The organism is Solibacillus faecavium (assembly GCF_014836905.1).
GTDB lineage: Bacteria > Bacillota > Bacilli > Bacillales_A > Planococcaceae > Solibacillus > Solibacillus faecavium.
In genome coordinates this window covers 111,969-134,564 of the sequence record NZ_JACSPZ010000004.1, presented here as the reverse complement: position 1 = coordinate 134,564, position 22,596 = coordinate 111,969, and the positions used below count along the sequence as shown (strand labels likewise).

Below are 22,596 nucleotides of genomic sequence, written 5' to 3'. Positions count from 1 at the left end.
CTCTAAAAACTTAACCGATTCGTAGCATGATGGACTAATGGCCAGGCACGCACGTCAATCCTTTTTGCGAAGTGGACGATAGGAACTGTATTTTCCACTTCAATGCCTTGCTTTGAGAGTATCGTATTTATCGTAATCTCGGCTTCAGCTTTTTGTATAATCCATGGTCTATGCAAAATATCACAGCGGACAGGGGTCTTTGACGAATTTAAAGTATAGAAGCAGTAACGCTCCGACATCCATTCATCAAAAGAACCCTTTGCTGCTAAATAGGGATCTGAAATTGGTCTATAGCTACAAGCAAATTCAATTTCCAAGTCATGGCGTCTTTTACTTTCAAATTCTATGGATGAGCCACGATTGATAATTTTCATCTTAGAATACCAATACGGTAAATGGAAAAATGTTCGGGCTCCTTTGACAGCCGGCCAATTGTCAGCATCCAAACTAAAAAAGTATACGCCGGGTTTCCCATCCATCGTCACATATGTACGTACATTAAGTTCCGGAAAGCGATCAGTTCCGGGAATTGGCGGCAGCCCCCTCATTCTAACTCCTGACATAAGGAAAGGAACAACTCCTATCCAATAAGTTCCTTCATATGAATCCAGTTCCAGCTCTTTCGGTACTATCTTTCTTAACATTTCATATTTAATCGGGTAATGGGCAAACAAAAGATCACTCCATGTCTGCTTCATACCCCATGGTAAATTTGGTAGTGCCCATGGACGATGACTGTCATCCCACTTATTTTTTTCTGTTATCATCTGTTCTTTCACCACATTTTGCTTCCTTTGCACTAAATTATTTATATATAAAATATATCACTATTTATATATTCTCTATAAAAAAGGTGGGAAAAGGGAAAATTGTCCTAAAATATCAGTCTAAATACTGATAGGAAATGATTGTGCAATACCTTATCATTGTAAGGTAGTTTTAAACTATCAGGTATATCCTGCAAATATATGAATGATAGGTGGAAAACATGAATTATCAAGTATTATTATATTATCATTATACAACAATTGAAGATCCGGCAGTATTCTCAGCGGAGCATTTAGCTTTCTGTAAAGAAATCGGTTTAAAGGGACGTATTTTAGTCGCTAATGAAGGCATTAACGGGACAGTTTCTGGAACAATTGAGCAAACAGAAGCCTACATGGAGAAGATGAAGTCAGATCCTTTATTTGAAGGTATCGTATTTAAAATTGATGCGGTAGAAAGCCATGCGTTCAAAAAAATGCATGTCCGTCCTCGACCAGAGCTTGTTAACTTAGGCTTAGAGGAAGATGTTAATCCACATGAATTGACTGGCCGTTATTTATCCCCTGAGCAATTTATGAAGGAACTGCAAGATGAGAATACGGTTGTTTTAGATGTGCGCAACACATATGAATATGATGTTGGCCATTTCCGAGGCGCGATTCGTCCAGAAGTACAGAATTTCCGTGATACACCGCAATGGGTACGTGAAAACCGTGAACTATTTGAAGGTAAGAACGTATTAACTTACTGTACTGGCGGTATCCGCTGCGAAAAATTTTCCGGCTGGATGAAGCGTGAAGGATTTGGGGATGTTGGTCAATTACATGGTGGTGTAGCAACATACAGTAAAGACCCAGCAACAAAAGGTCAACTTTGGGACGGTCAAATGTATGTATTCGATGAGCGTTTAACAGTGCCGATCAACCAAGTAGAGCATGTCGTAGTTGGTCGTGATCATTTCGATGGTACACCATGTGAGCGCTATATTAACTGTGCAAATCCTGAATGCAACAAGCAAGTTTTAGCATCAGAAGAAAACGAAGCGAAGCATTTAGGCGGCTGTACAATAGAGTGTACGAAACATGAACGTAACCGCTATATTGTACGTAATGGGCTATCTGAGCAACAAGTTGAAGAAGCAATTGCGTTACTGGAAGCATAAAAAATCACCCATCATAATAATAGAAAGGTAAGCTATTACATAGCTTACCTTTTTTGTGTCTTTAGGTAAACTTTCTAGTACATTAGAATATCGTAATTTATTAGGGTAAAAAAGGAAGAGGGATCTTTATTGGGCAACAAGAAATATTCGCTACTGTTCAGATGTTTTTTGGCTACACTTATTGTGGCGGGCTGTACAAATGACGAAAATACAATGTCCCGTTCGGATAATAAAGATGGAAATACTATAAGTAAGCTTGAACAAACACTTCAGGATCAGCAGGAAACGATTGTAGACCATGAAAATAAACTGACAGCATTGGATGAGTGGGAGCAAGTCATGAATGAATTATCGTTGCTCAAAGAGTCCACTTATTATTTGCAAAATCGACTTGATTTACAAGAAGCCGTTATAAACGAAACAACTAATTATAAAACAGCTATTTTAAATAGTTTCGATATTAACGAAGAATCATTTGTTATAAATATTACGTATACGAATAAACTCATCGATGAGGATGCGCCGAATGGTTATAGACTAATTGAATCCACAGAAGGAACGAAAGAGATAAGTATAAAAAAGGATGTGCCAATCTGGATGCTCGAAAACCCGGGAGAATCAGTACAAGTAACTTGGGAGGAATTTGATCCAATGAGCGGATTTTTGAAATTATATGAAAAAGATGGGGAAGTAGTATTCATTTCTGAAATATATTTACCTTAATTTTCTTGTTTCACAGTCTATTTCTTTAAATAGGCTGTGTTTTTCATGAATAAACATTGTGTATAATAAGGAAAAATGCTTTAAAGGGGTACTTTTTGTGCAAAAAATTTATGTAGTAGAAGATGATACGGTAATTTTGGAAGAATTAAAACAGCTCTTAAAAAGTAATGGCTATTTACCCGTGGATGCACCCCCGTGTGACTTAGCACTGTTAGATGTCAATCTTCCAGGAGAAAGTGGCTTTGAAATTTGCCGTAAGCTCCGAGAATCTTCAGATGTGCCAATCATTTTTTTGACGGCACGGGATTCTACAGAGGACGAACTTATTGGTTTTGGCGTTGGTGCGGATGATTATATTCGCAAACCTTATAATTCTTCGATCCTATTAGCGCGCATTTCGCGATTATTGATGAGAAAAATAACGAGTCATCAGTCAGTGCGCGGATTAACATTGGATGTAGGGAATATGATGGTTAGCTTTGAAAACAATTCTACCGAGCTTACCAAAAATGAAACACGTATTTTAGCTTGTTTAATGAAAAAAGAACTTGTTACAAGGGAAGAAATTATAGAGGATTTATGGAATAACTCGCTGTATATTGATGAAAATACATTGTATGTCAACATTAACCGATTGCGCGAAAAGCTAAAACTACTAAATGCGACAGACTTTATTAAAACAGTACGTGGCGTAGGCTACCGTCTATGATCAGAGGATTTCTTCAGTCTAAACTAATATCGGTAGGTTTCTTATGGATTGGTTATCTTTTATTCCTGTTAATTTTTATGTTAATTGATGTACCATTTGGAACGATTGCCATGATATCATTAGCCTTCATTTTCATACAGCTCAGTTGGCTTATAACAAGCTTTTTTTATGAAAAGAAGCGCTATGAAGAAATGAAGCAGCAGATGGAAAAGCTAGAGGAAATATGTTTATTAGGTGAAGTTTTACGAAAACCAAAATCTTTAGTAGAACATAAATATTATGAGGCGATGATGGCTGTTTCTCAAGATGCTATATCCCGTGTAGAGCAAAGCCAACGTTCAGCGAAAGAATATAAGGAATACGTCGAACAATGGATTCATGAAATCAAAACGCCTCTAACTGCGATGTCGTTAATTTTAGCCAATGAGCAGGATGTTTGGAAATTGCGTCGGGAACTAAAGCGTGCGGATAATTTAACTGATAACATTTTACATTATGCGCGGCTGGATTCCATCGAAAAGGACAAGCAGCTGAAAGAGCATTCACTGAATGCCATTTTAAATGATGTGGTGAAAAACCAAATGGATTTATTAATTGCATCAAAAATGAAGGTTGAAATTGATGGGGATGCCAATATTTATACGGATAATAAAGCTCTACAATTCATCGTCAATCAGCTATTGACGAACAGTGCCAAATATTGCCCTGGTGCGAAGATTACAATGCGTGTAAAGGGTAAGGAACTAATTTATGAAGATGATGGAATCGGTATTTTGTCTCACGAATTAGAGCGTATTACCCAACGGGGATATACAGGGTCAAACGGTCGTAAATTAGGGACAAGTACTGGAATGGGCTTATATATTGTGGCACAGCTGTGCAAAGAGTTACATATCGAGTTGAATATAAAATCAGAACATAACAGCTATACTCGATTTCAGTTAATCTTTCCAAATCTAACGGAAATGTAAGAATTCTGCTACCAGTCTGTTAGAAAAGAACCGTGCACAGCGTGATATGATAATGTCGAAGCGGAGGGTGTTTCGATGAAAAAAAGATTACAAATTGAACAGGTAACAAAATATTATGGTGCTGAAGCCATTATAACAAAAGCACTTGATAGCATTTCCTTTGAAGTTGGGGATGGAGAATTTATAGCGATTATGGGTGCATCAGGTTCGGGGAAAAGTACACTTTTAAATTGTATTGCGACAATTGATCGAATTAGCGCAGGGAACATTTTGTTGGACGGAGAGCAAATATCGAATAAGAAGGAAAGGGAGTTAGCAGATTATCGACGCGATAAGCTAGGATTTATTTTCCAGGAATATAATTTACTCGATACTTTAACAGTAGAAGAAAACATTACACTCCCTCTTAATTTACAAGGAGTATCTCCTAAAGAAACAGAGAAGCGCTTAATAGACATTGCAAATAAGTTAGGAATTCAGGAACAGCTAAAGAAGTTTCCGATGGCGCTTTCTGGTGGGCAACGTCAGCGTGTTGCTTGTGCAAGAGCACTTATTACAAATCCAAGTATAATTTTAGCTGATGAGCCTACGGGGGCATTAGATTCAGCCAATTCCAAAAAGCTGATGGAAACACTTTTATTTATGAATGAACAATTACACTCCACAATTTTAATGGTGACACATGATGCTCTTGTTGGTAGCTTTGCAAAGCGGGTATTGTTCTTAAAGGACGGAAAGATTTGGAATGAATTGTTTCGAGGAAATCAAAGTCAACGTGCGATGCATGAAGATATTTTAGCGACGATGGCATTGCTCGGAGGTGAGGGGCATGTATCGTAAGTTAGCCTTACGCAATGTGCGAAGACAAATTGGCAATTATTTAATTTATTTTATAACCGTTGCATTAACGATCTCCCTTATTTTTGCAATGAATAATTTGATATTTAATGATCAGTTACAAACTCAAGCTCAATCCATAGCGGAATTGGCATTAGGATTAGTGTTTCTATCGATTATAATTTGTATCATTATAGCTTTTGTACTCGGTTACGCGAATGCCTTTATGCTACGACTGCGAAAAAGAGAATTTGGCACTTATTTAACAGTCGGAATGAAACGAAAGCATATTGTGAAACTGTTTTTATTTGAAAATAGCTTACTCGGTATTTTTGCGATGGTTGTTGGATTTTTTATGGGGTCACTTTTTTATCAGGGACTCATGCTGTTAATGACTCAACTTCTGGATATTCCATTTGAGTTTTCGATGTTTTCATTAAAAGGTGTTCTATTAACGATTGGAATGGTTTGTAGTATATTCCTGTTCTCATCCATAGTATCAAGCTTTTATTTAACCGTGTTACTATTTACGAACTCATTCATGGAGAGAAGAAAGTGGAGCAGGGGGTAAAACATCCGTATGTCGCCATGCTAGTGACAGGCGTATCCTTAGTTGGAATCATCGTATCATTTATCTTTTTTTCTCGGGAATTAAAGCATATCTTTTTAGAAGTCGATTCAAACCCGGGGAACCTCGTATGGCTGATGCTATTATTAGCCATATCCTTGGTGACATTCCATATGGGACTTGCCAAAAGCTTAATGTATATTTTATTAGGGTTTAAACATTTTACACAACGTGGGACAAATCAATTTTTACTACGTCAATTGAGTGCGATGTTAAGCTCTAATGCCATTCTACTTGGGTCGCTGTCTTTTTTAATTGTATTTGCCATGATTGCTGCTAATTTCAGCTTTTTATATAAAGAAATTGAAGAAGCAAATTTAGATAAACAATATCCGTTTGATATTATAGCCAATATTAATGCGGAGCAAGAGGGCAGTATTCCATTGGAACAAGCAAAGGAAACGATTGAATCTTATATGCCTATAGATTGGTCGAAGGTGTATAACGGCTATTCCACAAATGAAAGGACATTCCATAAGCATACAATTTGGCAGGGCGATAAATATCAGGACGTCGATATGTTCATGAAAGAATCGGATGTAAATGAGCTATTGCAAGAACTTGGCAGCAAACCACTAAATCTAGAAAATCAATTTGCAATTTTCTCTGATATGCCGGGAATTCAAGGGGCAGACTTTTCAGAGGCATCATTTAATCATAAAGGTCAAACTTATACATTAAGTCATGTAGTGGAATCTATGCCGATGTTTTTATGGAGCTATTTTGTCATTGTCGTGCCGGATGAAGTAGTAGAAGGTATGGAAATAAGTCAAACAGCGGTAGCCATTACTCTAGAAGAAGGACCATTTGATGCACAAAAACTTCAAGATGCATTAAGTTATAGTTATAAAATAGAAGAAAACAATTACTCTATTTTATCGAGTGACTACCGGGTTAAAGAGCAGCGTCGATTATATGCTGCAGCATTCTCAGCTATCTTTATAGTCGGGGCATTATACTTAGCGGTCGTCTTTATTTTACTGGCTATGGCTATTTTAGCACTAAAAATATTATCGAATCTACGTGATGATGAGAAAAAGTATAGACTGCTCAATCGATTGGGCGTAAATGAGGAGTTACAGCGAAAGACATTAGCGAAGCAAATTTTTGTGTTCTTTACGTTTCCAATAGTCGTTCCAATCTGCTTATCCATACCAATTACAATCATTCTTAATCAATTTATTGATCTGGCTGGATTTAGCGCAATGCTGAATTTTAATATAGTATCCGTTTCAATAGTAGTAGTTATAGGGATGATATACTTCCTTTATTTTATGGTTACTTTCGGACTGACGAAAAAATATGTTATCCAAAGGCGGTAGGAAAGCTAAAAGGAATGCAAATTAATATTAAAGTCGATTTTTCACAACTTCTTGTGATGAAAATCGGCTTTTTTTATTATGTAAAATAAAAAACTTAGCCATTGTAAAGGTTTTGTAAATGAGATTTACGGAAAATTCATCTCATTTTCAAAAAAAGAGGCTCTTTACATCTAATTTAATAGAAATATTAACGCTATTTAACTGTAATTTAACTATTAATTTCAGAACTATCTGAAATATGGCTTCTTACTGATGTATAAATTGCCCGATTCAACCACAATTATAAAAAGTTAAGGCTAATAGAACTATTAATACAAAATATTCAGATTTTATTGAAAAGTTTTACAAAAATATGCATTACTCTCTTCATAATTTACAGAAGGTTTACATGATTCACATATGTTATTAATTTTATAAAGGTATTGTTAAGGCAGATAGAAAAAATGCAAGTTGATGGAGGATTGAAGTATGTTGAAAAAAACATGTTACTTCATTGGGTTAACAATTCTAATGGTAGTATTAGCAGCCTGCAATAGAGAAGAAACATCGGAATCAAATTCCGGCAGTGAAGATTTAATCACAATCTCAGGTTCCACATCGGTTGGACCTTTAGCTGAAAAGTTAGCAGAGAAATATGAAGATAATGAAAATGTAAAAATAGAAATTAACCAAATTGGTTCATCAGCAGGTATTACAAATGCAATTAAGGATGTTTCACAAATCGGTATGTCATCGCGTGATCTTAAACAGGAAGAAATAGATTCGGGTATTGAGGAACTAATCATTGCCTATGATGGGATTGTAGTTGTTGCACATCCTTCCAATCCTGTAAAAGATTTAACGATGGAACAAGTAAAGCAGATTTTCACAGGGGAAATTACGAACTGGAAAGAACTTGGCGGTAAAGATTTAGAGATTGTAGTCGTGTCGCGTGAGGATGGTTCTGGTTCGCGTGATGCTTTCCAGGAAATCGTAGGCTATAAATCAGGTCAGTTAATTCGCAATGCAATTGTTGCAAGCGGCAATGGCAATATTAAAACAACAGTCGCAACAAATAAACACGCTGTTGGATTTATATCATTCGAATACATTGATGAAACGGTTTCAGCTATGGATATTAATGGGGTAAAAGCAGAAGCAGGCAATGTATTAGATGGGAACTATCAATTATCCCGACCATTCTTATTCGTTCATAAAGAAGACGTTCCAGAAGCAGCAACGAAGTTTATGGATTATATATTAAGTGCAGATGGACAGAAAATTGTGGAAGCTGCTGGAGCAATTCCATTAACGAAATAATCAGTGCTGGAGGATAAATTTGTGAATATACAAGACAAAAATGAACTAGAACAGCAAATTAGTAAAGGCAATAAACGAAAATATTTTTTGGAAAGTCTTTCATCAAAAATTTTCCTGGCATGTGCGCTTTTATCAGTTGTCAGCCTACTACTAATTGTAGGGTTTGTATTTTATAAAGGCTCAAACCCGTTTATAACGGGCGGCTACAGTTTCTTTGATTTCCTTTTTGGCAATGATTGGGTGCCTTCGGAAGATAAATTCGGTATTTTCCCAATGATTGTTGCATCAATTTATGCAACAATTGGAGCGCTTATCATTGGTGTACCGATTGGATTACTGACAGCAATTTTTTTAGCGGAAATAGCGCCGAAATCAGTAGCAAAAATCGTATCACCGGCGATTCAGCTTTTAGCAGGTATTCCATCTGTATTGTACGGGATATTCGGATTGGCAATTATCGTACCTTTTTTACAGAACAATTTAGGGTTAGCACGTGGGCAAAGTTTAATTGCAGTAATTCTAGTACTAGCGATCATGATGCTGCCAACAATCGTAACAGTAGCAGAAACAGCTATTCGCGCAGTACCAAAAACATATAGAGAAGGTTCGTTGGCACTTGGTGTTTCGCAAATCGGGACAATCTTTAAAGTAGTCGTTCCAGCTGCAAAATCAGGGATTATGGCGGCAATCGTACTAGGATTAGGCCGAGCATTAGGAGAAACAATGGCCGTAATTTTAGTGGCGGGGAACTCACTCATTATTCCGACAAGCTTAACAGATAGTGTGCGTCCATTAACGACAAACATCGCGCTTGAAATGGGCTATGCAGCAGGGACTCACCAGGAGATGCTGTTTGCTACAGGGATTGTTTTATTCTCATTCATTTTAATTTTAAATTTTGTATTAGCTCGTATAACAGCGAAGGGAGCTCAGTAACATGCGACAATTTAAAGATAATATGCTCCGTGGATTACTTTGGGGTTCCGCATTTGTTTCGGTAGCTGTCCTAGTTATAATCGTGGGCTATATATTCTATAAAGGTTTTTCATACATCAGCTTTGATTTTATATTCGGTGATTATTCACCAACAGGTGGCGGCGGTATTTTCCCGATGATCGTCACAACAATATTAACAATTTTAATTTCATTAGCCATTGCAACACCAATCGGAATTTTAGCGGCTGTTTACTTACAAGAGTACGCAAAACAAGGTCGTCTAGTCCGCATCATTCGTTTTGCAACGGAAAGTTTAACAGGGATACCATCCATTATTTATGGTCTATTCGGTGCCGTATTCTTTGTAGCGATTTTAAAGCTAGGAATGTCTATTATCGCAGCATCACTAACTTTAACAATCATCGTATTACCAGTTGTTATCCGAACAACTGAAGAAGCATTAAAGACAGTACCGACAACATATCGTGAAGGTTCACTTGCATTAGGAACGACAAAATTGCAGACACTAATTAAAATAATCCTACCAAGTGCAATGCCAGGTATTTTATCAGGTATTATCCTGTCAATTGGTCGTATCGTAGGGGAATCGGCGGCAATTTTCTTAACGGCTGGTACAGTAGCGGCTATGCCAACTAGTATATTCTCATCTGCCCGTACATTAACTGTACATTCATTTTTAGTTACGCAGGAGGCTGGCGATATCGGTCTTGCAGCTGCTGTTGGTATCGTATTAATCGTCATTATTTTAGTGCTGAATTTATCGGCAACGTATATTTCAAAAAAATTAAACAAAGCAGATTATTAAAAGGAGCTAAATTAACATGACTATGATCGTATCAGAGGCATCAATCTTCAATTCAACAACAACTGCAACGACGGACGAATTTGCCACGAAAATACAAGTAAATGACTTAAATTTATTTTACGGTGAAAAACAGGCATTATACAATGTCAATTTAGATATAAAAGAAAAGGAAGTAACAGCATTAATCGGTCCATCTGGTTGTGGTAAGTCAACATTTTTGCGCACTTTAAATCGTATGAATGACCTGATTGACGGTGTACGTGTAATCGGTAATATTCATATTGATGGTGAAAATGTATATGAATCGAATGATGTTATAAAACTGCGTACAAAAGTAGGGATGGTGTTCCAAAAGTCGAATCTATTCCCAATGAGCATTTATGATAATGTAGCCTATGGTCCACGTATGCAAGGGATTAAAAATAAAAAAATTCTAAATGAAATAGTTGAGGAATCTTTACGCGGTGCTGCCATTTGGGACGAAGTAAAAGACCGTTTAAAATCTTCTGCTTTAGGATTATCCGGAGGTCAGCAACAACGTATATGTATAGCTCGTGCTATCGCAATGAAGCCGGATGTAATATTAATGGATGAACCAACTTCAGCGCTTGATCCAATTTCTACATTAAAAGTAGAAGAATTAATCACGCAAATGAAAAAAGATTATACAATTGTTATTGTAACGCACAACATGCAGCAAGCAGCACGTATTAGTGATAAAACAGCGTTCTTCTTAAATGGCGAGGTTGTTGAATATGATGATACAAATGTGATTTTCTCGACACCAAAAGATGAGCGTACAGAAGACTATGTAACAGGACGATTCGGATAAGAGGGGGATTTACGGATGATTCGCGAAAATTTCGAAAAGAACATGCTCGAGTTACAAAATAAGATGGGTGAAATGGTTGACTTGACGGTTGCAGCAATGGAAAAAGCGTTTAAAGCCTTAGAAGAACAGGACATGGTATTAGCGTTAGCAGTTATTGAAGAAGATTCGTCCATAGATGACCTGGAAAATGAGATCAATCAAATGGCAATTTGGTTGATGGCGAAAGAACAGCCTGTAGCTCGTGACTTACGTCGTATTATTAGTATGATTAAAATGTCTTCCAACATCGAGCGTATAGCGGATTTTGCCGTAAATACAGCAAAAGCGACGATCAGAATTAGCAAAACCGATTCTATATTGGCAAAAACATCCTTAGTTGAAATGAAAAATATCTCAATGGATATGCTGAAAAAATCGATGACTGCTTTCATCGAGGAAGATATTGCTTTAGCAAAAGCAGTAGGTGAGCTTGACGATAAAGTCGATCAAAAAAACCATGAAAATTATGCGGTACTGACAGAGTTTTTAAAAGAAAGTCCAGAAGATACGGAGCAGACTTTGCAGTTGCTTTTCATTAATCGCTTTGTTGAGCGTGCAGCAGATCATATTACAAATATGGCGGAATCAACAGCGTACTTTATTAAAGGGCAGTTATTTGACCTAAATTAACTAGAGAAGCGGGGAATCATTAATGACGAAAAAAATATTAGTCGTTGAAGATGACGAAAATTTAGTGAATTTACTGCGTATTTATTTAGTAAAGGACGGCTATGAAGTTCATTGCGTTAAAAATGGGAAAAATATTATGCAAGTTATTAAAGCGTTTGAACCGGATGCGATTTTGCTGGATTGGATGCTTCCCGATATTGAAGGGATCGAATTATGCCGTCAAATTCGTTTCGAGCACGATTTTCCAATCATTATGATAAGTGCCCGTACAGATGAGTTGGATATTGTGCTTGCCCTTGAGATTGGTGCAACGGAATACATTCGTAAACCGTTTGGGTTCCGTGAAATGCTCACTCGTCTTCGGATCCATTTAAAACGTCATGAAAAAGAAATTCGGCAACAGGAGCGTATATCAGAACTATTAATTGGGCCGTTCCGTGTCGATTTAGTAACCTTTAAAGTATTTAAAGATGAAGTAGAGATTCCATTAACGAAGCGTGAATTTAAATTGCTGCTGCATTTACTAGAGCAGCCTGGAAATATTAAATCCCGTGAAGAAATCATTGATATACTGGACTTTACTAAAGGTGATCGGCGTACAGTCGATGTACATATCCGAAGACTACGAGAAAAAATTGAAGAACAGCCAAGCTCCCCTAAATGGATAAAAACGAAAAGCGGAATTGGATATTACTTTAATTCCCCGACAAAGGAAGTCTCTTACAACTAGTAGGAGACTATTTTTATGAGTATTCGTCATTGGTTTAAATTTAAATTGGGAAAATGCATCATTTCTTTTACAAATGAGTGAACCTCGATTTATACTAAGTGGAGAAGGTAAATGAGGAGGTATGAATATGTCTGAGCAAGAGAAAAAGAAATTAAGCTTACAGGAACTTGTGAAACAACAATTAGAAGCTAAGAAAAACAATGCCAATAACGGCAAGGGCAATTTAAAAGGTGACACTTCAACGAAAAAGATGAAAAGTCAACAAACGAAAAAAACGAGCAACACACGTCGTAAAATGGGCGTATAATTAGGCAATTTGAAACCCTGTGCAATCGAAAAATTGCATGGGGTTTTATTTTTGTAATTTTTTACATAGAAACAAAGTGATGGCTCATCACCATAACATGGGGTTGCTTTTCTAATAAAATTCCACTTGATTGGTGGGCTGCGGCAAGACAGCGATAAAGCCACGTGATACATGTCTTTATCACTGCCTTTATTACCGTTTGCGAGGCCCACCAATCCCAAAATTTTGCCCTCGTTATAAAGTGAAGTAAAAACTACCTAACCATGCCGCTTGCGCTATCGCGAGGCGGCAGAACGCACTTCATTAGAAAATCTTATTTTTCCAATTTTGTCACCGCCAACTTATAGTGGTGAATCAAAGTGATTCCAAATTGTATGTCACTCGTCTTTATAGAGGAAGGAGGCTGATTTTTTGCGACGTGAAGTTTTTGAGGACAATTACGAAGCTGTTTATAAATACATACGTTATTTAACAAATGATCAAGAGTTAACACATGATCTTTTGCAAGAAACCTTTTACCGTTTTTATCATAAAAATTATACCGAGTATGAACGTACATATTTGCTGAAAATCGCACGAAATCTTGTATATGATCATTACCGCAGGAAAAAAATTATTGGATTTTTTCAATTAAATTCAGAACCTATTGCAAAGGAAGGTTTACCAGAAGAAATCATTGAGCGCAATGCAGAAATCGAAAAGCTCTATGGCGCGTTACAAAAAATTAAATGGAACTATCGGGAAGTAGTTATCCTTCGCTATATCGAAGAATATTCGGTAAAAGAGACGGCGATGATTTTAAACTGTAGTGAAGTAAAGGTGAAAAATAATACGGCGCGCGGTTTAAAGGTATTGCGTGAATTGTTGGGAGGGGAAAAAGATGTTTGAAGAGAAGCATTTAAAAACCTTACGCAATATTAAAGTAGATGAGGAAAAAAAACAGGCTGATCTTAACAAGATAATAAGGCGCAGCAAGCAAAAGGTTGTTGATTGGCGTATATTTGCATTAATCGTCAGCATTGTAGGTATTACAATGTTTTTAATTGCAACTACTCCTCTCGATAATCAAACGGCAACAACTACTAATGATAGCCAACTAATTTCTGTTTATACAGTAAATGGAAAGGGGAATCCGAAGTCCGCGCTGCAGTTACATGTAAATCGGGTGACAAATGAGAAAGCATTGGATGAGATTTGGAAAGTATACAATCAACTACAAATAACTGATAAACCGGATGCAACTTCGGTAATTTATTCTTCTTACCGGTTTAATTTCAGCGACGATACATCTAAGCTGTATTATCAACATTTGGATTCTCGAAATATCTACTATGAAGATGCTTCAACAGGACAGTATTATAAATTGGAAGATGGTTCGGGTATACCGCTTATTCAGTATGATCAACCGACTACTCTACACTCTGTAGCGTTTTATTCACTGTTTGTTTTATTAATCGGTAGTTATGCATACGCTGATCGCCAAATGCGTGATAAATCGGATCCAAAAAGAAAGTTACCTAAGCATTCCCATACAGGACAAAGTGTGCTGACGTTATTCTATTTATTAAGCTTGCTTATCCTCCTGTTTATCACACCCCATATTCATTTTATGTGGATTGTCGGCAGCAGTCTTGCTGTAGCCGGCATCAATATTTTGATTGAAAATAAATACGGGAAAAATAATTGGCGCAAACTATCATTTTTATTGATAGGCCTTCTTGTTCCGGTTTATTTATATTCAATGTTTATATTAAATTAATGGATTTGGTTTCAGAATACTTTGACAATAAATCTATTCCTTCGTACGATAATAGTAAGTAATAATGAAGAGGTGAAAAGATGTCCACAATTGAAAAAGCAAGATTACTAGATCAACAGGATCCACTTCGGAAATATGCCGATGAGTTTTATAAAAAAGAAGGTCAAATCTATTTAGACGGCAATTCACTAGGACTGCTTTCAAAGCGTGCAGAACTATCGGTACTGACCCTGCTTGACTCATGGAAGTATTACGGAATTGATGGCTGGACGAGTGGGGAGCATCCGTGGTTTTATTTGTCTGAAAAGCTCGGTGAATACTGTGCACCACTTGTTGGCGCAAAAAGTGAGGAAGTCGTATTAACCGGTTCAACTACGACGAACTTACACCAGCTACTTACTACATTTTTCAAACCTACCGAGAAGCGGAATAAAATTTTGGCAGATGAGCTGAATTTCCCGTCTGACTTATATGCGATTGCCAGTCAAATTGCGCTACATAATTTACCGGAAAGCCATATGAAGCTCGTAAAAAGTGAGAATGGGCAAACAATTACAACTGAAGCAATTATTGAAGCAATGACTGATGATGTAGCAGTCGCTGTTTTACCGGCTGTGTTATATCGCAGTGGGCAAGTGCTGGATTTACAGGCAATTACGAAAGCGGCTCACGAACGAGACATTATCGTTGGCTTTGATTTATGCCATTCAATCGGCTCGATTCCACATCAGCTTCATGAAATTGGTGCAGACTTTGCATTTTGGTGCAATTATAAGCATTTAAATGGGGGCCCGGGATCAGTTGCAGGTTTGTTTGTCCATGAAAAGCACTTTGGTACAGCACCTGGTTTAGCCGGCTGGTTCGGCTCGGCAAAGGAAAAACAATTTGATTTAACGACAACGATTTCGACAGCGCCTCATGCAGGGGCTTACCAAATTGGGACACCTCATATATTAAGTCTGGCGCCTATTGAAGGTGCACTTTCCATTTTTGCAGAAGTAGGTATTGATGCTGTACGTGAAAAGTCGCTTGCTTTAACAGATTATATGATGGAATGCATTATGCACGAAATGCCAAATACATTTACATTCGGTAACCCGCTTGATGAAACACGAGGGGGCCATCTGTTTTTAGTGCATGACGAGGCTGCTAGGATTTGTAAAGCTTTAAAGGGAAATGGAGTCGTACCGGATTTCCGTGCACCAAATGGTATCCGCCTGGCACCTGTTGCGCTATATAATTCCTTTGAAGAAGTTTGGCGGGCAGTACAAATTTTAAAAGATATTGTTATTAATAAAACTTATGAGAATCATGAGAATAAGCGAGATATTATTGCATAAGGAGTGGTTTAATGGAAAAGCGTTCGATTTCGGATTTACAGCAAAAATTAAACAGTGAAAAGGGCATTCATACGGATTTTCGCGAGGATATGACATATGGCGAGTACTTAAGCTTAGACGCTATTTTAAACAATCAAAACCGCCTGTCCAATCACCACGATGAAATGCTATTTATCATTATTCATCAAGTAAGCGAGCTTTGGATGAAACTGATTATTCATGAAATGCAAGGTGCGATTCAAGCAATTGAACGTGGTGAAATGCAGCCGGCTTTTAAAATGCTGGCAAGAGTTTCAAAAATCCAAATGCAAATTATTCAGGCATGGGATGTGCTAGCGACAATGACACCTGCAGAATATTTGCAGTTCCGAGATGATCTTGGAAAAGCATCCGGTTTCCAAAGCTATCAATATCGTTTAATAGAGTTTTCGCTTGGATATAAAACACCTCATATTCTTAAAATTTATGAGAAAGAAAAAGATGTTTTGGCCAGATTAAAAGAAGCGTATAGTGCACCGAGTATTTATGACGTTTCTATCAAAGCATTGGCAAAAGCTGGGTTACCAGTTAATGAGGCTTTGCTAAATCGAGATTTTTCGGTAGTATATAGTGGTGACGATTCTGTTGCTGCTGCATGGAAAACCGTCTATGAAAATACCGATAAGTACTGGGATTTATACCAGCTCGGCGAAAAGCTGGTTGATATAGAAGATTCATTGCAGCAATGGCGATTCCGTCATATGAAAACGGTCGAGCGTATTATTGGCTTTAAAGTAGGCACGGGTGGATCATCCGGAGTCAATTATTTGCGTCAAGTTCTTGATCATCGTTTTTTCCCTGAGTTATGGGATTTACGAACAGTGTTATAGTTTAGTTAAGCTTAGTTTAGTATGAGTGGAGTGAGGTCAATGGAGAAGAGTAAAGGACAGTGGTCAAGCAAGTTAGGATTTGTATTAGCGTCAGCGGGCGCAGCGATAGGGCTTGGGGCGATATGGAAGATGCCCTACGTAGCCGGTCAAAGTGGAGGCGGCGCATTCTTTTTAATTTTTGTAGTACTAACATTAATAATTGGTTTACCGATGCTTTTATCAGAATATATTATCGGGCGTGCCGCGCAAAAAGAAGCGGTTACTGCGTATAAAGTTCTTTCGCCAAACCCAAAAGTTTGGGCATGGATCGGAAAGCTCGGTATATTAGGATGTTTCCTGTTATTATCGTTTTATAGTGTTGTAGGTGGCTGGATTTTTGTATATAGTGGCGTCTCAGTAGTTGGTAATGTTATTGAGCCGACATTGGATCCAGGAGCATTTTTTGGACAAGTAACAGGTACACCATGGATTGCACTTTTAGGACTAGCATTATTCACAATTGCCAATGTAATCATTATCGCACTAGGTGTACAGAACGGAATTGAAAAAGCGAATAAGTTTATGATGCCGCTTTTATTTATTATGTTCTTTATTTTGGTAATTAGAGCTGTTACGCTTGATGGCGCGATGGAAGGAATCAAGTTTTTCTTGTATCCGGACTTTTCGAACATCACAGGTGAATCGATACTATATGCTTTAGGGCAATCATTTTTTGCGCTCGCAGTTGGATTTTCTTGTTTAGTTACATATAGTTCTTATTTAAAGAAAGATGTGAGCTTACCAAATTCAGCGGGGTCAGTTGTAGGGTTGAGTATTTTTGTTTCATTTTTAGCAGGTTTGGCCATTTTCCCGGTCGTCTTTGCTTTTGATATGGAAGTAGCAAGCGGACCGCCATTATTATTTATGGTATTGCCGGCTGCATTCTCACAGATGCCATTTGGAGAAGTGTTCCTTGCGATGTTTTTAATATTATTTTTATTTGCGACGTTAACTTCATCCTTCAGTATGTATGAAATTATAGTAGCAGCAATAATCGAGAAGTGGAATATTACCCGCGCTCAAATTACGATGATTATTGGTGTACTTGTTTTTATCGCTTCAATTCCATCGACACTGACATACAGTACACTAGGTGATGTATCAATATTTGGCCGAAGTATTTTTGATTTTACTGATTTTGTTGTGTCAAATGTAATTTTACCGGTCGGCAATTTACTAATAGCAATTTTTATTATGCATATTATGGATAAAAATATTGTTAAAAGTGAGTTGTTACAGGGGAGTAAAATGGGGGAAGGCTTTTACAGAACCTATCGAATTCTAATGACCTTTGTAGTACCGGCAGTAATTGTGCTCGTTCTCGGTTATTTAGTATTTCAGTATTAGAGGTGCTGCTATGTGGATTGATATTACACAAACGATGAAAAAAGGGATGCCGAACTGGCCGGGGGATACGCCGTTTTCGTTTGAAGTTGGGTATACAAAGCAGCAGACGGGCTCGGTCAATATTGGGAGAATAACAACTTCCTTGCATACCGGTACACATGTAGATGCGCCTTTTCATTTTAATAGTGAGGCTGAGACAATCGAACAATTAGACATCAATACTTATATTGGCGATTGTTATATTGTATCTTGTGTCGGAGAAGAAGTCATTACAGTTGAAATGCTATCATCCATTGATTTTCTTGGAGCAAAGCGTGTGCTGTTGAAAATGGTGAGTCAATCTTCCAAACAATTTCCGGAAAAGATACCAGTTATTTCTCCAGATGCAGCATCCTTTTTAAAGGAGCGCGGTGTTATTTTACTCGGTGTGGATAATCCTTCTGTTGATCCTTTAGATAGTAAGGAAGTATCAGCCCATCATGCACTCTATGAAAATGGAATACATATTTTAGAGGGGCTGGATTTAAGTGAAGTAACGCCCGGGCTCTATGATTTAATTGCATTACCGTTAAAAATAGAAGGCGCTGACGGGTCACCGGTACGGGCTGTAATACGGAAGAAATGATAATAGAGAGAAGCACACGAAAAAAATCGTCGTGCTTCTTTTTGTTTTGTTGAAAATATTGAATTTCTAATAAATCCATTAAATGTAAAAATATTGATTGAATTTTGAAGTTGTGAATTGTAAAATATTCCTACAAGACAATAATGGCATAGTCTTAAAATCCTAGGGGGATGAAAATTGAAAAAGAGCGTCGATAAGTTAAATTGGATTCATCAGTTAAATTGTTTTATAACAATAATTTTAGTTATATTAATAGTGTCTCCGCTTATTTATAAAAATGGATTAAATCATTCCATCCCATTCCTTATAGCGGGAGGCAGTGTGATTTTAATATCGTCGGTAACATATTTTTTAAACATATCTTACTTTGCAAAAGGATTAATATTCTCGCTACTCCCGGCAATAGTGACTATTCTATTATTTTACCTGGATGGATTCGCTATCAATAAACACTATATTTTATTTATAACATTTATTATGGCCGCCATGTATTTCAATGAGCGACTAATACTAACATTTTGGAGTATTACAACTAGTCTATATTTGTTGTTGTACATCATTGCGCCCGTGAAGTTATTAGGAGACAATGCAAGCATTCCAATTTTTATAACAGTTTTCTCTATTGTTAATGGTATCAATTATATGCTTTACCGATTAACTAAGTGGGGCAATAAATTAGTGAAGGATGCACAGGCAAAAGAAAAAGAAGCAAATGCACTATTAGAAAATTTAACATCGATCATGCATAAAATTGATGATGGTTCCGTGCAATTAGCACAAAATATTATACATGTGAATGAAAATGTACATACATTGAATGTAGCAAGTGAAACGATGTTACAGTCTTCGGATCAGATGGCAGCCGCTATTCATAGCGAGGCAGAAATGATTCAGAAAATCAATGAACAAATGGTTTTGTCCCATCAAAATATGCAAAATACAAAACAATCATCTGAATTGACTGTAGAGGAATCAACTAAAGTACAAGTCGCTATAGAACATAGTTGGAAGCAAGTGCATGAAGTAGCGAATGGTATGGATACGCTAAGTGAATCCATTGACTTGACGACAATAACGATTGACGATATGCAGGAAAGTCTGTCAAAAGTAAATGAACTACTAAACGGTATTAAAGCAATTGCAGACCAAACAAACTTATTATCTTTGAATGCCTCTATAGAAGCTGCAAGAGCAGGTGAACATGGGAAGGGGTTTGCGGTTGTAGCAGATGAAGTGAAAAAGTTGGCCGGTGAAAGTGCGGAAATCGCCATGAACATTACAGAGGTAACAAAGCAACTTCTTCAGCGCGCGACGACTGCTCGGTTAAAAGCATATGAGGGGAAGGATGCAGTGCATTCAAGTGTGGAAACTTTAAATCACATTTCAGTATCGTTTAATGGGATGAAGCAATCTTTTGATGAAATTCAAAAGAAATTAACTGAGGATATGCAGACTATTACAAATACAAACGGTATGGTCGCAGAAGCCATGAGTCAAATAGAAAGTTTATCTGCCATATCGGAAGAAAATGCAGCAATGACGCAGGAAATCGCTACTTCTATTCATGAAGAACATGAAATGATGAAAGCCATTTCAAAAGCTAGTCAAGAACTACAGCAATTACAACAGGATTTAATTGAAATTACAAAACAACGATAAGCAAATAGAGAGGCTGGGACAAAACGAAAACTATCTATTTTTTTAAAGAAAAAATAGATAGTTTTCTGCTTCTACCAGAATTGATTTCTTAATAAGAGTATTTCCTTTTTACAAAGAAATTTCTACTTATGTCCCAGCTTCTTTAATTTTTCTACTATTTAAGGCGGACTTTTTCATTCGGGCAAAGTACAATTATTCAACTTCTATTACAATCGTATCACTAACATCCCCATTATTGAACCGAGCCAAGCCTGCGATAATATATAAACCTTTTTCGCTTGGTGCATTAAAACGGGCGGTCGTTGCAATTTCCTCATAATTATGGCCTTCTAGCCACTGCTGAATTGAAATACTTGTCATACGCTGATCGTACTTGAATTCAATCTCTTCATTCGGTTGGACTTTTATATAAGACATATCCGATCCTTGTACCATTTCGTGTGGCGCGGCACTATCAACACATGTAGCATCCCCAGCAGAATGCCAGCAGTAGCTTCCACGCACCGAATCAATTATCTGATCATTTGTCACTACTGTTACAGTAGGAATTTCAATTACTTCATTTTGCGCCAAGAAAAAGCGACCGATAATAATTACAATAATAATACCGATAATTACAAATAAACGATTTACATTTTTCAATGTGTTATTCCCCTCCATTGCGGCTACAGTAATACAGGTTAAAATTAAAAGCTATGCAAAACAGTTTCCTGTAGTTGCATAGCTTTGCAATTACTTTTAAAATCACGATTCTATAGATCCGACATGCCTCTGTCTACATTTTACTAAAAACTAAAATATAAGTCTATTGCATTCTTGTTATAAGATTACATAACTTTACAATTATTCACACAATACTAATAAAACATTAATAGTTACTCTGTAACCTCTTTATAAAGAGGTGGTTTTTATGGACAAGCAGGAACTAATGTTAAAAGATTATTTGCTGCAAACAATTTCAGCTACAAAATTTCATATTGAGTACAAGTTACCGAGTGAATATCAATTAGTAGAACAATTTGATATCCCTCGAATTAAAGTGCGAAATGTGTATACATTATTGGAGAAAATGGGTCTTGTATACTCAAGAAAAGGTGTTGGCAGATTTATTAAACATCAGCAAAAACCACTGGATGTTGTGATGACTGGTAATATTAGCTTCAGTGAAAAAATGAAAAGTCAAACAGCCAATTATAAATCGAAGCTGACAAAATTTGAGCGTGTGGCACAGGATCATGCCATCTATACAAAAGCTGATATAGGACAGGAGCCACTTTATTTAGTTGAACGATTGCGTTATATCGATGATGAACCAGCAGCCATTCATCGCTCGTATGTTGTCATTAGCAATATGCCGGAAATAAAGAAAATTGATAGCCGGTTAGTATCGATGTATCAGTTCTATCAACGTTTTGGTGTAAATGAGTTTCGGAGTACGTTTTCTCAGCTTTCCGTGCAATATGTAAATGAAATTGAACGGGAGATGCTGAATTGTGAAGTGCTCGTGCCCATAGTAAAAGTAGAATCCGACAACTGGGATGCAGAACGTAATGTGCTGCTGGAATATACTGAAATCATTTACCGAACGGACCTCTTTTATTTTCAAATATAATTTTAACCTTTTAAATTTACGCCCCGGCATTTTATGCTGGGGTCTTTCTGTTTTCTTAATAGTTTTCGCGCTTGTTTTAGCAGTACATGCCTACATGGCGCCAGTTGTGTAAAGCGCCTTTACACGTTTTTTACGAAACCTTGACACTGCGCAACTTGGCAACAAGTTAAGGTGTAGTTAGAGAGGGGCGATCAAATTGAATAGAGCAGAACGTACAAAATTATTAATCGAAGTTGGAAGAAAACAAGCTTTGGAAATGGCTGATCAAATTGCAAACACATATGAAATCGTTGAAGTACAGCCACCACGAGAAGGCCTCGTGATGGTGAAATTAAGGGAATCTGCCCAACAGTCTTTATTCTATATAGGGGAGGTACTTGTTACAGAGACGAAAGTAAAAATCCGAAATGTATTTGGAACAGGAATAGTCCGTGAAATGGAACCTGAATTAAGCAGGGCATTGGCGATAATTGATGCTGCCTTTAAAGGCGATTTCCCAGAAACGAAACAATGGATTCCTGTTATGGAGCAATTAAAAATGGAGTTGGAACTAGAACAGCAAAATATTAAACGCTCGATTGAACGAACAAAAGTTCAATTTAATACGATGTCGCTTTAAGGAGGCAC

The 22,596-nt window shown here is 37.1% G+C and carries 25 protein-coding genes; 23 read left to right on the top strand and 2 right to left on the bottom strand.

Translation table 11 applies throughout. The features are described from left to right. Positions 1 to 2 precede the first annotated feature (2 nt). Positions 3 to 767, bottom strand: a complete 765-nt coding sequence (locus tag H9635_RS09905; protein WP_191700447.1) for a YqjF family protein — start codon at positions 765 to 767, stop codon at positions 3 to 5. A gap of 221 nt (positions 768 to 988) precedes the next feature. Between H9635_RS09905 and trhO the strand changes: the two genes are divergently transcribed. The 21 genes from trhO to H9635_RS09800 all read left to right on the top strand — a co-directional run bounded on the left by trhO (position 989) and on the right by H9635_RS09800 (position 20,357). Beyond that, on the top strand, positions 989 to 1,930 hold the full coding sequence (trhO, locus tag H9635_RS09900; protein WP_191700095.1) for an oxygen-dependent tRNA uridine(34) hydroxylase TrhO: 942 nt from the start codon (positions 989 to 991) through the stop codon (positions 1,928 to 1,930). Positions 1,931 to 2,059: 129 nt separating this feature from the next. Next, complete coding sequence (locus H9635_RS09895) at positions 2,060 to 2,653, top strand: hypothetical protein (RefSeq protein ID WP_191700093.1); 594 nt, start codon at positions 2,060 to 2,062, stop codon at positions 2,651 to 2,653. Between the two features lie 97 nt (positions 2,654 to 2,750). Next, positions 2,751 to 3,362, top strand: coding sequence for a response regulator transcription factor (locus H9635_RS19475; RefSeq protein ID WP_191700091.1), 612 nt, complete (start codon positions 2,751 to 2,753; stop codon positions 3,360 to 3,362). Then, positions 3,359 to 4,333, top strand: coding sequence for a sensor histidine kinase (locus H9635_RS09885; RefSeq protein ID WP_191700089.1), 975 nt, complete (start codon positions 3,359 to 3,361; stop codon positions 4,331 to 4,333). The genes H9635_RS19475 and H9635_RS09885 overlap by 4 nt, the downstream gene beginning before the upstream one ends. A 75-nt stretch (positions 4,334 to 4,408) precedes the next feature. Continuing rightward, a complete protein-coding gene (locus tag H9635_RS09880) occupies positions 4,409 to 5,173 on the top strand; it encodes an ABC transporter ATP-binding protein (protein WP_191700087.1) in 765 nt (254 codons plus the stop codon). Beyond that, entirely contained in the window at positions 5,163 to 5,741 is a 579-nt protein-coding gene (locus H9635_RS09875; RefSeq protein ID WP_191700085.1) for an FtsX-like permease family protein, read from the top strand. Before H9635_RS09880 ends, H9635_RS09875 begins: the two co-directional genes overlap by 11 nt. A 17-nt stretch (positions 5,742 to 5,758) precedes the next feature. Beyond that, complete coding sequence (locus tag H9635_RS09870; protein ID WP_191700083.1) at positions 5,759 to 7,120, top strand: hypothetical protein; 1,362 nt, start codon at positions 5,759 to 5,761, stop codon at positions 7,118 to 7,120. Between the two features lie 468 nt (positions 7,121 to 7,588). Continuing rightward, a complete protein-coding gene (locus H9635_RS09865; RefSeq protein ID WP_191700081.1) occupies positions 7,589 to 8,419 on the top strand; it encodes a phosphate ABC transporter substrate-binding protein in 831 nt (276 codons plus the stop codon). Between the two features lie 21 nt (positions 8,420 to 8,440). Beyond that, positions 8,441 to 9,355 (top strand): phosphate ABC transporter permease subunit PstC, encoded by a 915-nt coding sequence (gene pstC, locus H9635_RS09860; RefSeq protein ID WP_191700078.1) that lies wholly within the window; start codon positions 8,441 to 8,443, stop codon positions 9,353 to 9,355. Between the two features lies 1 nt (position 9,356). Then, the gene (gene pstA, locus H9635_RS09855; protein WP_191700076.1) at positions 9,357 to 10,181 is read left to right on the top strand and encodes a phosphate ABC transporter permease PstA; all 825 of its coding nucleotides are present in this window, start codon (positions 9,357 to 9,359) and stop codon (positions 10,179 to 10,181) included. Between the two features lie 16 nt (positions 10,182 to 10,197). Continuing rightward, positions 10,198 to 11,013: a phosphate ABC transporter ATP-binding protein PstB gene (gene pstB, locus H9635_RS09850; protein ID WP_225231236.1), complete on the top strand. Its 816-nt coding sequence runs from the start codon at positions 10,198 to 10,200 to the stop codon at positions 11,011 to 11,013. A 15-nt stretch (positions 11,014 to 11,028) separates the two neighbouring features. After that, on the top strand, positions 11,029 to 11,682 hold the full coding sequence (gene phoU / locus H9635_RS09845) for a phosphate signaling complex protein PhoU (protein ID WP_191700074.1): 654 nt from the start codon (positions 11,029 to 11,031) through the stop codon (positions 11,680 to 11,682). 22 nt (positions 11,683 to 11,704) lie between these two features. Then, the gene (locus H9635_RS09840) at positions 11,705 to 12,412 is read left to right on the top strand and encodes a response regulator transcription factor (RefSeq protein WP_191700072.1); all 708 of its coding nucleotides are present in this window, start codon (positions 11,705 to 11,707) and stop codon (positions 12,410 to 12,412) included. Positions 12,413 to 12,539: 127 nt separating this feature from the next. After that, positions 12,540 to 12,719, top strand: coding sequence for a hypothetical protein (locus H9635_RS09835; RefSeq protein ID WP_191700070.1), 180 nt, complete (start codon positions 12,540 to 12,542; stop codon positions 12,717 to 12,719). Positions 12,720 to 13,130: 411 nt separating this feature from the next. Then, positions 13,131 to 13,607 (top strand): RNA polymerase sigma factor, encoded by a 477-nt coding sequence (locus H9635_RS09830; RefSeq protein WP_191700068.1) that lies wholly within the window; start codon positions 13,131 to 13,133, stop codon positions 13,605 to 13,607. Beyond that, positions 13,600 to 14,478, top strand: a complete 879-nt coding sequence (locus tag H9635_RS09825; RefSeq protein ID WP_191700066.1) for a hypothetical protein — start codon at positions 13,600 to 13,602, stop codon at positions 14,476 to 14,478. Before H9635_RS09830 ends, H9635_RS09825 begins: the two co-directional genes overlap by 8 nt. 80 nt (positions 14,479 to 14,558) lie before the next feature. Next, a complete protein-coding gene (gene kynU, locus H9635_RS09820) occupies positions 14,559 to 15,818 on the top strand; it encodes a kynureninase (RefSeq protein WP_191700064.1) in 1,260 nt (419 codons plus the stop codon). 11 nt (positions 15,819 to 15,829) lie between these two features. Then, complete coding sequence (kynA, locus tag H9635_RS09815; protein WP_191700062.1) at positions 15,830 to 16,687, top strand: tryptophan 2,3-dioxygenase; 858 nt, start codon at positions 15,830 to 15,832, stop codon at positions 16,685 to 16,687. A gap of 39 nt (positions 16,688 to 16,726) precedes the next feature. Then, the gene (locus H9635_RS09810; protein WP_191700060.1) at positions 16,727 to 18,073 is read left to right on the top strand and encodes a sodium-dependent transporter; all 1,347 of its coding nucleotides are present in this window, start codon (positions 16,727 to 16,729) and stop codon (positions 18,071 to 18,073) included. Positions 18,074 to 18,083: 10 nt separating this feature from the next. Further along, positions 18,084 to 18,698 carry an arylformamidase gene (gene kynB / locus H9635_RS09805; RefSeq protein WP_191700057.1) on the top strand — a complete coding sequence of 205 codons (615 nt, stop codon included), beginning with the start codon at positions 18,084 to 18,086 and terminating at the stop codon, positions 18,696 to 18,698. 405 nt (positions 18,699 to 19,103) lie between these two features. Further along, entirely contained in the window at positions 19,104 to 20,357 is a 1,254-nt protein-coding gene (locus tag H9635_RS09800; protein WP_318245200.1) for a methyl-accepting chemotaxis protein, read from the top strand. 192 nt (positions 20,358 to 20,549) lie between these two features. Here H9635_RS09800 and H9635_RS09795 read toward each other — a convergent pair whose 3' ends face one another. Beyond that, complete coding sequence (locus tag H9635_RS09795; RefSeq protein ID WP_191700053.1) at positions 20,550 to 20,999, bottom strand: cAMP-binding protein; 450 nt, start codon at positions 20,997 to 20,999, stop codon at positions 20,550 to 20,552. A gap of 268 nt (positions 21,000 to 21,267) precedes the next feature. Here H9635_RS09795 and H9635_RS09790 point away from each other — a divergent pair, with 268 nt between their 5' ends. Beyond that, positions 21,268 to 21,969, top strand: a complete 702-nt coding sequence (locus H9635_RS09790) for a GntR family transcriptional regulator (protein ID WP_191700051.1) — start codon at positions 21,268 to 21,270, stop codon at positions 21,967 to 21,969. Positions 21,970 to 22,165: 196 nt separating this feature from the next. After that, complete coding sequence (phnG, locus tag H9635_RS09785; protein WP_191700050.1) at positions 22,166 to 22,588, top strand: phosphonate C-P lyase system protein PhnG; 423 nt, start codon at positions 22,166 to 22,168, stop codon at positions 22,586 to 22,588. The last annotated feature ends 8 nt before the right edge of the window (positions 22,589 to 22,596 follow it).